Below are 12,789 nucleotides of genomic sequence, written 5' to 3' on the forward strand. Positions count from 1 at the left end.
GAGATGGGCCCCTAGTCCAAACAGTGCTCTACCTCCATCATTCTCAATTCCGAGGCTAGCCCTAAAGCTATTTCGGAGAGAACCAGCTATCTCCAAGTTCGTTTGGAATTTCTCCGCTACCCACACCTCATCCCCGCACTTTTCAACGTACGTGGGTTCGGTCCTCCAGTGCGTTTTACCGCACCTTCAACCTGGACATGGGTAGATCACATGGTTTCGGGTCTACGACTACATACTCATTCGCCCTATTCAGACTCGCTTTCGCTGCGGCTCCGTCTCTTCGACTTAACCTCGCATGCAATCGTAACTCGCCGGTTCATTCTACAAAAGGCACGCCATCACTCATTAACGAGCTTTGACTTGTTGTAGGCACACGGTTTCAGGATCTATTTCACTCCCCTTCCGGGGTGCTTTTCACCTTTCCCTCACGGTACTGGTTCACTATCGGTCACTAGGGAGTATTTAGCCTTGCGGGATGGTCCCCGCGGATTCCGACGGAATTTCTCGTGTTCCGCCGTACTCAGGATCCTCCTAGGTGTTGTTAGCATTTCGTCTACGGGGCTTTCACCCTCTTTAGCGGAATTTTCCAAATCCTTCAACTATACTAACAGACTACCATATTGGAGTCCTACAACCCCAACAAGCAAGCTTGTTGGTTTGGGCTCTTCCCGTTTCGCTCGCCGCTACTCAGGGAATCGAATTTTCTTTCTCTTCCTGCAGGTACTAAGATGTTTCAGTTCTCTGCGTCTACCTCTAATCAGCTATGTATTCACTGAAAAGTAATATCCTATAAAAGATATTGGGTTCCCCCATTCGGAAATCTCTGGATCATAGCTTACTTACAGCTCCCCAAAGCATATCGGTGTTAGTCCCGTCCTTCATCGGCTCCTAGTGCCAAGGCATCCACCGTGCGCCCTTATTCACTTAACCTTATCAACCTTACGGTTGGGTCTTGATCACTTCTTCTAGCGATAGAAGGTTAATCAATAAATAAGCAATTGAACTTATTAAAAAACTCATTCAACGCGGTGTTCTCGGTTTGTTTTGATTCTTTTTACTTCAATATCCAGTTTTCAATGAACGAATGTTTTGAGAGTAGACCTCTCAAAACTGAACAAAGTAAAGACGAAATGTGTATTTCCGTAATATTCCTTAGAAAGGAGGTGATCCAGCCGCACCTTCCGATACGGCTACCTTGTTACGACTTCACCCCAATCATCTATCCCACCTTAGGCGGCTGGCTCCAAAAAGGTTACCTCACCGACTTCGGGTGTTACAAACTCTCGTGGTGTGACGGGCGGTGTGTACAAGGCCCGGGAACGTATTCACCGCGGCGTGCTGATCCGCGATTACTAGCGATTCCGGCTTCATGCAGGCGAGTTGCAGCCTGCAATCCGAACTGAGAGAAGCTTTAAGAGATTTGCATGACCTCGCGGTCTAGCGACTCGTTGTACTTCCCATTGTAGCACGTGTGTAGCCCAGGTCATAAGGGGCATGATGATTTGACGTCATCCCCACCTTCCTCCGGTTTGTCACCGGCAGTCTCGCTAGAGTGCCCAACTAAATGATGGCAACTAACAATAAGGGTTGCGCTCGTTGCGGGACTTAACCCAACATCTCACGACACGAGCTGACGACAACCATGCACCACCTGTCACTTTGTCCCCGAAGGGAAAGCTCTATCTCTAGAGTGGTCAAAGGATGTCAAGACCTGGTAAGGTTCTTCGCGTTGCTTCGAATTAAACCACATGCTCCACCGCTTGTGCGGGCCCCCGTCAATTCCTTTGAGTTTCAACCTTGCGGTCGTACTCCCCAGGCGGAGTGCTTAATGCGTTTGCTGCAGCACTGAAGGGCGGAAACCCTCCAACACTTAGCACTCATCGTTTACGGCGTGGACTACCAGGGTATCTAATCCTGTTTGCTCCCCACGCTTTCGAGCCTCAGCGTCAGTTACAGACCAGAGAGCCGCCTTCGCCACTGGTGTTCCTCCATATATCTACGCATTTCACCGCTACACATGGAATTCCACTCTCCTCTTCTGCACTCAAGTCTCCCAGTTTCCAATGACCCTCCCCGGTTGAGCCGGGGGCTTTCACATCAGACTTAAGAAACCGCCTGCGCTCGCTTTACGCCCAATAAATCCGGACAACGCTTGCCACCTACGTATTACCGCGGCTGCTGGCACGTAGTTAGCCGTGGCTTTCTGGTTAGATACCGTCAGGGGACGTTCAGTTACTAACGTCCTTGTTCTTCTCTAACAACAGAGTTTTACGATCCGAAAACCTTCTTCACTCACGCGGCGTTGCTCGGTCAGACTTTCGTCCATTGCCGAAGATTCCCTACTGCTGCCTCCCGTAGGAGTCTGGGCCGTGTCTCAGTCCCAGTGTGGCCGATCACCCTCTCAGGTCGGCTATGCATCGTGGCCTTGGTGAGCCGTTACCTCACCAACTAGCTAATGCACCGCGGGTCCATCCATCAGCGACACCCGAAAGCGCCTTTCACTCTTATGCCATGCGGCATAAACTGTTATGCGGTATTAGCACCTGTTTCCAAGTGTTATCCCCCTCTGATGGGTAGGTTACCCACGTGTTACTCACCCGTCCGCCACTCCTCTTTCCAATTGAGTGCAAGCACTCGGGAGGAAAGAAGCGTTCGACTTGCATGTATTAGGCACGCCGCCAGCGTTCGTCCTGAGCCAGGATCAAACTCTCATAATAAAAGTTAGAACAATCTTGCGATTGTTAAGCTCAATTTGTTTGCTAGCATATTGCTTGCTTGTTAAAAATGTTTGTTGTCTTGAATTGAATCAAGACGCCCTACACATTTGGTTCGTCTATTCTTTGTTCAGTTTTCAAAGGTCTACGTTACCTCGCAGCAACTTTTATATCATAACAAACTTTCGTTTGAATGTCAAGAACTTTTTTAAAAAAGTTCTTTCAAGTTGTTTTGCTCGGTTGTTGTTGTCTGTTGTGACAACTTCTATATCTTATCATCTCGTTTGTTATTTGTCAACAACTTTTTTGTTGTTTTTTCAAACTTTTTTCGAGAGATTTGAAATCAAGAATTGTTATTTAATTATTGATTTCTGAATCGCTCAGCTGTGTGACTCGCCTTGCGACATGTAATAATATACCAAGATTTCAAGCATTGGTCAATCATTATTTTCACTTTTTTTAAACTTTTTTTCAATACCGATTATTATGATTGGTATAGGTATTTTCGTTCGCTTTTTACCCCCTTTCATCCTTTTTTGGCTATAGTTTATTAACTTTTAGCAAAATCTTCTAAATTTATCGTAATATATCAAGGATTTTGTCCTTTTTAGCAATTATTTGTTAAAATATGGAAAAGAGATTTTTTTATATATGGAGGAAATGAACGCTTATGAAAATTTTAGTTGCAGATGATGATAAAGAAATTGTAGAACTATTGAGTATTTATATTCATAATGAAGGATACGAAGTCGTGAAAGCTTATGATGGAAAAGAAGCATTATCCAAATTGCACACAACACCAGATATCGATTTATTAATCTTGGACATTATGATGCCAATCATGGATGGAATGGAAGTAGTGAAAGAACTTCGAAAAGAATCGCAAATTCCAATTATTATGTTAACAGCAAAAACAACCGATATGGATAAAATCAAAGGCTTAGTTGCTGGTGCAGACGATTATGTCACCAAGCCTTTTAATCCTTTAGAAGTAATGGCTCGGGTGAAGTCTATTTTACGTAGAAGCCAAATGCAATTAACCAAAGAAGAACCCGATGAATTAGAAGTCGGCCCATTAATGATTAATAAGGACTCTCACGAAGTCAAAACAATAGAAGGAAAAGAAATTCAATTAACCGCTCTTGAGTTTGGTATCCTCTATCTATTAGCTAGTCATCCAAATCGTGTGTTTAGTGCGGATGAAATTTTTGAGCGTGTGTGGCAACAAGAAAGTATTGTTTCTGCTAAAACCGTGATGGTTCACGTCAGTCATTTAAGAGATAAGATTGAAGAAGCAACTGGTGGAGAAAAAGTCATTCAAACAGTGTGGGGAGTTGGATATAAGATCGATGCTCGTTAAACCTAAAAAGATTGAAAAACAAAAACGAATTACCTTAACTTCTAAAGAAATCAGCGAGTTATTAGCAGAAGCAATTGTGACAATTGTTTTATTACTACTATTAAATGTCTCAATTATGTTCCTTTTAGGACAACTACTTAGTGAAAACTCGCCCTTAGCTGGTGTCATCTGGGCCACTAAGGATGCGGTCGCTAAAGAATTAAATACTGATTTGTTTTGGAGCTGGAATAAATTTGTCTTACCCATTTTCTTTTTAGTAGATGCAGCTGTTCTCTATTGGCGCTTAATTCGTCGCTACCATCAAATGCAATTGCGTCATATTATCAGTGAGTTACATTACATCGCTGATGGTAATTACAATCACCGCATTCCGTTTGAATTAAGTGGTGATTTAGCAAAAGTCGTGACGAGTATTAACGGTCTAGTGGATAGTACTGTCGCAGCCATTGAAGATGAACGGCGAATTGAAAAATCAAAAGATGAATTAATTACGAATGTCAGTCATGATATTCGAACACCGTTAACTTCTATTATTGGTTATCTGGGATTGATTGAAGATCGTCAATTTCATAGCCAAGAAGATTTACTGAAATATACGCATACCGCTTACGTCAAAGCGAAACAAATGAAATTATTAGTTGATGATCTTTTTGAATATACAAAAGTCCGTCAACCAAGTGTACCGATTCATACGACGACTTTTGATATGGCACAATTAATTGAACAGCTTGCTGCCGATTTTGAATTGGAAGCGAAAAAGATTAATATGCAAATCCAAGTAAAAGCCAATCCAGCTTCTTTAATGATGGAAGGCGATACGGAAAAACTAGTCCGAGTCTTTAACAACCTTCTTTCAAACGCTTTGAAATATGGCAAAGGTGGCCATCATATTGTGATGGAAGTAGACAAAGTCGGCACCGAAGCAATTATCGCTGTTCGCAATGATGGACCAGCTATTCCTAAACATTCTTTAGATCAGTTATTTGATCGCTTCTATCGTGTCGAAGAATCCCGATCACAAGAAACGGGTGGAACTGGTTTAGGTCTGGCTATTGCACAAAGTATTGTTGCTTTACATGGTGGATATATTTATGCGAAGTCTGATCAAAAGTGGACTTCCTTTATTATTCATCTACCCTTACAGCGTACCAACAAGAAATCAGAGAGTTAATTGACATCCCTGAACTTTTTCGGTATTCTATAGAAAAGAGAAAACTAAGAGAAAAAGTATTTATGGCACTGAATTCCAGAGAGTTTGCGGGGGTGCGAGCAAACATTCATCTATAAAGAAGTCCGTCTCTTCCAGGTGTCCAGCGAAATAAGTTGGAACGGTCTGCAGCCGTTATCTGCAAATCAAGGGCAGTAACATTACTGAACTTGGGTGGTACCGCGAGATTTCCAGTCATTTCGTCCCAAGAATATTTATTTTTGGGGTGAGATGGCTTTTTTGTTGTTTTCTACAACAGTTATTATTGATTATGTACTAATTTTAAGGAGGAAAAAATATGTTAGATGTAAAAATGATGCGTCAAAATTTTGACGAAGTAAAAGCAAAGCTACAAACCCGTGGCGTGAAAGAAGAAATCTTAGTGGAATTTCTGCGTTTAGATGAAAGTCGCCGTGATTTATTAGTCAAAGTCGAAGAAATGAAAAAATACCGGAATGATGTGTCTGCTGAAATTGCTCAATTAAAACGGAACAAAGAAGATGCAACGGCTAAAATCGCGGAAATGAAAGAAGTCGGCGGCAATATTAAAGCATTAGATGCAGAAATTAACGCTATTGACGAAGAGCTACGTGGGATCACAACTACTTTACCGAACTTGCCAGATGATTCTGTGCCTGTTGGTGCTGGTGAAGAAGAAAATGTAGAAGTACGTCGTTGGAGTGAACCAAGAACTTTTGCTTTTGAACCAAAACCACACTGGGAAGTCGCTGAAAACTTAGGCATTCTAGATTTTGAACGTGGTGCCAAAGTAGCTGGTAGCCGTTTTGTTTATTACAAAGGCTTAGGTGCTCGCTTAGAACGTGCGTTATACAACTTCATGTTAGATTTACATGTTTATGAACATGGCTATACAGAAATGATTACGCCTTATATCGTTAATGACACCGCCATGTTCGGAACTGGCCAATTTCCTAAATTTAAAGAAGATGTCTTCCAATTACAAGATACGGATTTAACGTTAATCCCAACGGCGGAAGTTCCTTTAACTAATTACTACAACAATGAAATTTTAGATGGCAAGGATTTACCGATTTACTTTACGGCCTTGAGCCCTTCTTTCCGTTCTGAAGCTGGTAGCGCTGGTCGTGACACACGTGGGTTAATTCGTTTACACCAATTTAATAAAGTCGAAATGGTTAAATTTAGTGATGCAGAGCATTCTTATGAGGAATTAGAAAAAATGACGAATAATGCCGAAGAAATTCTGCAAAAACTGGGATTACCTTACCGTGTCATGGCTCTTTCAACAGGTGACATGGGCTTCTCAGCTGCGAAAACTTATGACTTGGAAGTTTGGATTCCTGCTCAAGAAACGTACCGTGAAATCAGTTCATGCTCAAACTGTGAAGATTTCCAAGCGCGCCGTGCGATGATTCGTTACCGTGATGAAAATGATAAAGTCCAATATGCGCATACACTCAACGGTTCTGGTTTAGCCGTAGGACGGACAGTCGCTGCTATTTTAGAAAACTACCAAAACGAAGATGGCTCTGTGACTGTACCAGAAGTCCTAGTTCCTTACATGGGTAACCTAACAGTTATTAAATAAAGGGAAGATGAAGGTCGTTGTCTGATATCAGATAACGGCTTTTATTCTATAGGAAAAGGAGCCTGTAACAAAAATCCAAAGTGATTTTTGTTACAGGCTTAAAAATTGATAAACGGCGGAAACAGAAGCAACTCCTTCATTCTACAGAAAAAGAGGCAGACGTCGAAATGACGTCTGCCTCTTTTAAATTTTAAAAAAATCAGCTTTTATTTTATTGAACAGAATAGTTTGGTGCTTCTTTTGTGATTTGAACGTCATGTGGATGTGATTCTTTCAATCCGTTACCACTCATTTGAACAAATTGTGCTTCTTCACGCAACGCTTTCAGGTCTGCTGCACCGACGTAACCCATCCCTGATTTCAAGCCACCGATTAATTGGAAGACAATATCAGAAACGCTTCCTTTGTAGGCGACACGTCCTTCGATTCCTTCTGGCACTAATTTGTTTGCTTCATTGACACTTCCTTGGAAGTAACGATCACTTGATCCTTTTTCCATTGCACCCAATGAGCCCATGCCACGGTAAGTTTTGAAACGACGGCCTTGATAAATTTCAAATTCGCCTGGAGATTCATCTGTACCTGCTAACATACTTCCTAGCATTACAGCATGGCCACCAGCAGCTAAGGCTTTCACGATATCACCAGAATATTTAATACCGCCATCAGCGATAATTGCTTTACCATATTCTCTAGCTACAGAAGCAGCATCATAAATCGCTGTTAATTGAGGAACACCAACACCAGCAACGACACGTGTTGTACAAATTGAACCAGGTCCAATACCAACTTTGACAACGTCAACGCCGACATCATACAATGCTTTGGTTGCTTCAGCAGTGGCAACATTACCAGCAATTAATGTTGCTTCAGGGAACGTTTCACGAATTTCTTTAATTTTGCGAATAACGCCGGCACTATGGCCATGTGCAGTATCGATAACAATCGCATCGGCACCTGCTTCTAATAATGCTTCCGCACGTTCGAACGTATCACTAGTGACACCGACTGCTGCCGCTACAAGTAAACGACCATGTTCGTCTTTGGCAGCATTTGGGAATTCAATCACTTTTTCAATGTCTTTAATTGTAATTAAGCCACTTAAGCGACCTGCTTCATCAACGATTGGTAATTTTTCGATTTTATGTTTTTGTAAGATTTTTTCTGCATCTTTTAAAGATGTGCCTACTGGCGCAGTGACTAAATGATCTTTTGTCATGACTTCTTCAATTTTGATTTGGTAGTCCGTTACAAAACGCATATCACGGTTTGTAATAATTCCGACTAATTTACGGTTTTCCATTGTTTCTACAATTGGCACACCGCTAATACGGTAACGACTCATTAATTCTTCTGCATCCGCTACTAAGTTTGTTGGTGTTAGAAAGAATGGATCAATGATAACGCCGCTTTCAGAACGTTTGACTTTACGTACTTCGTCTGCTTGTTGGGCGACAGTCATATTTTTATGTACGACACCTAGTCCACCTTGACGAGCCATCGCAATTGCCATATTACTATCTGTAACAGTATCCATACTGGCACTCATCAATGGAATATTTAACTTGATATTTTTAGCTAATTGTACACTCATGTCTACATCATTTGGTAAGACATGGCTTTCTGCAGGGATTAATAGCACATCATCAAATGTAAGACCTTTTTTCGCAAATTTTGTTTCCCAATTTGACATTTTTTTGTCCACTCCTCAACTTAATTTTATATATGAAAATAACAGATAATACTAAGGAAGTCAACTAGATTTGTTTAAATAATCAATGAGGAATAAAGGACAAAACGCCAAAATCGGTTTGTCCTTTATTCAACTCTTCCTAATTAAAGTCCTATTTTCATCGTTGTTCTTTTATCTTGTGTTTCTTTTTTTGTTGTAAAAATCGGCTAAATCCAAAACCGCCAACAGAAAGCAAGGTAATCATTGTCCCTATTTTTTGCACTTTTGTTCTTTGGTAACGGATGTCGACATGTCCTGTACCAGATAAAGAAAGAGCGGCTAAGCCTCCTTGATTGGTTAGGCTCATTTTTTTAGCGCCCGTTTGGTTTTTCATTTGAATCGTGGCTTGATAGCCTAAGTAATAAATAAAAGGAACGGTCACCTTCGCTGATTGATTCACCACTTGGTAGTCAAATGAAATTTTCCCATAAGGCATTCTAACGTTTGTAATGGTTACTTGTTCTTCCGAATAATCAAGTTGTCGTTTTTTCTGTTTCAATAATTCCTGATAATTGATTTCATCTGGCAAATATTCATGGCCCGCACCGATATAAAAAGGCGCTGGCTGCTCATACTCAGCTTTTGTTAACAGGCGGCCTTGTTGTGACTGAATACTTTGATATTGATAAATGCCTAAATTGCTGATGGCAAGGAAAACCAACAAAGCCACGGTCCAAGATTTACGGAAAACGCCCCATTCGTCTTGTGCAATGAAAAAAGCGAGCATTACAGAAAGAATCCCTAAAAACCGCCAAGGAAACTGAATCGTATTTAAAGGCGTGTGGTTCAGCCAGTGCCAAGGAAAAAGCTTGGTAACCATCAATAAGAGTACCAGCGTCAAACCAATAAACCGTTTGTCCTGAATTTTTTTGCTGGCAAGCGAAACCACTGCTACAACAAGCCCTACAAACAAAAGGGTTCCTAGATTCGCTGTTTTCGCGTGAAAAACACTGCTCTTTAAACTATTAAAGAAAAGAGAATCAATGGGATAACTTCTTTCGGAAATATAAGTGAGTGGATTGGACGTAACTTTAAACACTTGATTTTTCATTTGTTCAGCAACTGGTAAAAGATAAAAGGCCAGCCAAAGCAATGTCAGACCTGCAGCCTTCGCTAATGCCCACAGGACCTCCTTTTTAAAAAACTGCTGCCAATAAAACAGAATGTATAACCCAATCCAAATAGAAACCATTTCAATAGAAATAAAGTGAGCCAACCCAATCCCAGTCATCGCCAGCGTTAACAACGGCCAACATTTCGTGGTTCCCTTTCGTAATAAAAACAGGCTCGCTAAGACCAACGGAAAAAAGCTTAGCGCCAAAAATTCTCCTAACGCTTGGCGATTAAACAAGTCTTGCATGCGGTAAATAGATAAGCCATACAAAATGGCAAAGAGATAGCTTCTTTTTTTAGAGAGCGCCATTAATCGGCCTGCATAATAAGTAAGGCTAAATGTTGCCAAGTTTACCGCAAACACAAAAATCGCCATACTAGCGACAAAGGAAAGCCCCAGAACACGCAAAAGCGCAGGTAAATAAAGATACGCATCTGGATAAAACAAACTAGAGGCATAGCCATAGCCTCCCAAGAAAAAATAATTGATTTTAGGAAACCAGTCGTTGTTTTTAATTGCTAATGCGAGACCTTCCACCCGATTTTGATGAAAGCGGAAATCACTTGCTCGTAAAAAATTCTCTTGAAAATAGACAAAATAGAGAGAAAGTCCACTTAATAAGAGAAAACTAATAAAAATGAGTAGCCGCTCGTGTTGACGGCACCAAGACTTCACTTGTTGTCCCATAAGAGGCTCCTTTCTTTAGCAAACTTCTGAAAACAGAAGCCTAGGACACTAGTTTTTTCGACTAATCCCCCAGGCTTTAACTGTTAAAACGCTCTATTGAGAGAGCGACTTTGCTTGTTGCAGTTTCTGCGTCAGCCGAGCGCATTCACAATTGAGCGCGCGCCGTTTATTGACGTGTCATGAAACTACCTTGAATATTGTATTTTTTCTTGAAGAAATAGCGTGCTACAAAGGCTAACGCACCGATTACTAAAGCAATCATCGGATCTAAGATGGGATTGATCACTGGTGGCAGCATCGCTGAACCGGCGAAAACTGCAATCCACAAGAACATCCCACCAAATAGAATGGCGGTCGTTTTTAACCAACCAGGACGTTTGCTTTTGTCGCCACCTTGACGATCAAAACGGTAAACATATTTGTGCATTAGATAGAAAACATAACCCCCAGCCATCGCACCTAAGATATATGTGGTTAATCCGAGAGGCTGTGCGGTTCCTTTTGAAAATAGAGACATCGCCGCTAACATGATTGTTAATAAACCAAGTAATAGTAAGGTATTGTCGAGCCAAATCATCCAGCCCGCTGGTTCTTTGACTTCTGCTGGTTTATTTAAAATCGCTTCCGTCCGTTCTGAAACAGTGCCAAATAACTGACGGGCTGTTTTGCCTGTTTTTTGACCGGCTACTAATTCTGGTAAAATACCGTGTAGAGCCAATGCTAGCTCTTCTTCAGATAAATTAGCCGCTTTTAATGATTTTTTTAAGTCAAAAATGTATTGTTCATTTCTTTTAGTCAAATTCTGTTCTAATTGACGATTCTCAGCCACGATTGCTCGTAATGCTTCTGCTTCCATAGTTGTATCCTCCTCACCCTCATGTAGAGGGAACCTCTTTCTAAACGGCTGAATGGCCTTAAATATGTGGGCTTAGCCCAAAACAAATTGCTTGTTGGGCATGGGTCTTTTCTTAAACGTTAAAACGGAACAACATAACATCGCCATCTTGAACGACGTAGTCTTTTCCTTCTAAACGAACACGGCCCGCTTCTTTGGCAGCTTGCATATTGCCATATTTATCTAGGTCTTCATAAGAAACAGTTTCCGCACGAATGAAGCCTCGTTCAAAGTCACTGTGGATAATCCCAGCTGCTTGAGGTGCCTTGATTCCCTTACGGAACGTCCACGCACGAACTTCTTGTTCACCAGCTGTAAAGTAGGTAGCTAAGCCTAACAAATCGTACGCTGCACGAATCAATTGATCTAAGCCAGATTGTTCAATGCCCATTGCTTCTAAAAATTCAGCCTTGTCTTCTTCAGAATCCAATTCAGCAATTTCTTCTTCTGCTCGCGCACTAACCACGATTACTTCCGCATTTTCACTGGTTGCAAAATTACGAACTTGTTGTACATACTCGTTGTTGTCTGGATCCGCCACTTCATCTTCTGAAACATTTGCTACATAAAGGACCGGCTTTGTGGTTAATAAGAAAAGAGATTTAACAATTTTCTCTTCTTCTGGCGTAAATTCAATCGTACGAGCAGATAAACCTTCTTCTAAAACTGGTTTAATTTTGTCTAAAACAGCTAATTCTTCCACCGCTTCTTTATTTTTTGCTTTCGCCATTTTAGCCACGCGAGTATAGCGCTTATTGATTGAATCTAAATCTGCTAAAATTAGCTCTAAATTAATTGTATCAATGTCTGCTAAAGGATCAACGAAATCCGCATCTCGATTTTGTTCACGCATGATATTTTCGTCATCAAAACAACGAACCACGTGACAGATTGCATCTACTTGACGAATGTGACTTAAAAACTGATTTCCCAGCCCTTCTCCTTTGCTGGCACCTTTAACAATTCCAGCGATGTCTGTAAATTCAAACGTTGTGGGAACTGTTTTTTTCGGTTTTACTAGTTCTGTCAAGCGTTGTAAACGGGCATCTGGTACTTCAACCATGCCGACGTTCGGATCAATCGTTGCAAAGGGATAATTTGCAGCTTCTGCTCCTGCTTTTGTAATTGCGTTAAATAGGGTCGATTTACCAACGTTTGGTAAGCCGACAATTCCAGCTGTTAGTGCCATTTGTTTTCCACTCTTTCTCTCAGTCTATTCTCTTTTCTATTAGAGGCATTAAAGCATTAGTCTGCTTTTTTCTCGATTACTTTTTTTAATTTTTTAGTAAAATCACGACGCGGCATCATGACAATATGCCCGCAATTCGTGCACTTGATTTTGATATCAGCGCCCATGCGAATGATTTGCCAACGATTTGCTTGGCAAGCATGCGGCTTTTTCATTTCGACAATATCGCCTAAATCATACATGTTCCAAGCCTTCTTTCTTCTCTTACTTATATAAAAATACCATGATTACAATACCATTTTTTAACGAAACTAGCAAAAG

8 protein-coding genes, 2 rRNA genes and 1 other annotated feature (1 of these 11 only partly in view) are annotated in these 12,789 nt (G+C 41.1%); of the genes, 3 read left to right on the forward strand and 7 right to left on the reverse strand.

Annotation, left to right across the window (positions count from 1 at the left end; all coding sequences use genetic code 11):
* Nucleotides 1-930, reverse strand: a 23S ribosomal RNA gene (locus IGK03_RS13305) (it extends 1,983 nt beyond the left edge of the window).
* 226 nt (nucleotides 931-1,156) lie between these two features.
* Nucleotides 1,157-2,717: ribosomal RNA gene (locus IGK03_RS13310) — 16S ribosomal RNA — on the reverse strand.
* The 16S and 23S rRNA genes sit together here, the layout of an rRNA operon.
* 667 nt (nucleotides 2,718-3,384) lie before the next feature.
* Between IGK03_RS13310 and IGK03_RS13315 the strand changes: the two genes are divergently transcribed.
* The 3 genes from IGK03_RS13315 (at nucleotide 3,385) to serS (ending at nucleotide 6,851) form a co-directional block, all read left to right on the forward strand.
* Nucleotides 3,385-4,074 carry a response regulator transcription factor gene (locus tag IGK03_RS13315; protein WP_002355963.1) on the forward strand — a complete coding sequence of 230 codons (690 nt, stop codon included), beginning with the start codon at nucleotides 3,385-3,387 and terminating at the stop codon, nucleotides 4,072-4,074.
* Entirely contained in the window at nucleotides 4,064-5,245 is a 1,182-nt protein-coding gene (locus IGK03_RS13320) for a sensor histidine kinase (protein WP_002363566.1), read from the forward strand. Before IGK03_RS13315 ends, IGK03_RS13320 begins: the two co-directional genes overlap by 11 nt.
* A 40-nt stretch (nucleotides 5,246-5,285) precedes the next feature.
* Nucleotides 5,286-5,492, forward strand: a binding site (T-box leader).
* 87 nt (nucleotides 5,493-5,579) lie between these two features.
* A complete protein-coding gene (gene serS, locus IGK03_RS13325) occupies nucleotides 5,580-6,851 on the forward strand; it encodes a serine--tRNA ligase (RefSeq protein ID WP_002355965.1) in 1,272 nt (423 codons plus the stop codon).
* A 211-nt stretch (nucleotides 6,852-7,062) separates the two neighbouring features.
* Here the strand turns inward: serS and guaB are convergent, their stop codons facing one another.
* The 5 genes from guaB to IGK03_RS13350 form a co-directional block, all read right to left on the reverse strand.
* On the reverse strand, nucleotides 7,063-8,544 hold the full coding sequence (gene guaB, locus IGK03_RS13330) for an IMP dehydrogenase (RefSeq protein WP_002355966.1): 1,482 nt from the start codon (nucleotides 8,542-8,544) through the stop codon (nucleotides 7,063-7,065).
* Between the two features lie 157 nt (nucleotides 8,545-8,701).
* The gene (locus IGK03_RS13335) at nucleotides 8,702-10,384 is read right to left on the reverse strand and encodes a 6-pyruvoyl-tetrahydropterin synthase-related protein (protein ID WP_202334934.1); all 1,683 of its coding nucleotides are present in this window, start codon (nucleotides 10,382-10,384) and stop codon (nucleotides 8,702-8,704) included.
* Nucleotides 10,385-10,550: 166 nt separating this feature from the next.
* Nucleotides 10,551-11,240 carry a DUF1129 domain-containing protein gene (locus IGK03_RS13340; RefSeq protein WP_002363563.1) on the reverse strand — a complete coding sequence of 230 codons (690 nt, stop codon included), beginning with the start codon at nucleotides 11,238-11,240 and terminating at the stop codon, nucleotides 10,551-10,553.
* A gap of 112 nt (nucleotides 11,241-11,352) precedes the next feature.
* Nucleotides 11,353-12,468: a redox-regulated ATPase YchF gene (ychF, locus tag IGK03_RS13345; RefSeq protein WP_430602389.1), complete on the reverse strand. Its 1,116-nt coding sequence runs from the start codon at nucleotides 12,466-12,468 to the stop codon at nucleotides 11,353-11,355.
* A gap of 56 nt (nucleotides 12,469-12,524) precedes the next feature.
* Nucleotides 12,525-12,710, reverse strand: a complete 186-nt coding sequence (locus tag IGK03_RS13350; RefSeq protein WP_002355974.1) for a DUF951 domain-containing protein — start codon at nucleotides 12,708-12,710, stop codon at nucleotides 12,525-12,527.
* Nucleotides 12,711-12,789: the final 79 nt, after the last annotated feature.

This window comes from Enterococcus sp. DIV2453a, from assembly GCF_050533535.1.
GTDB classification, from domain to species: domain Bacteria; phylum Bacillota; class Bacilli; order Lactobacillales; family Enterococcaceae; genus Enterococcus; species Enterococcus faecalis.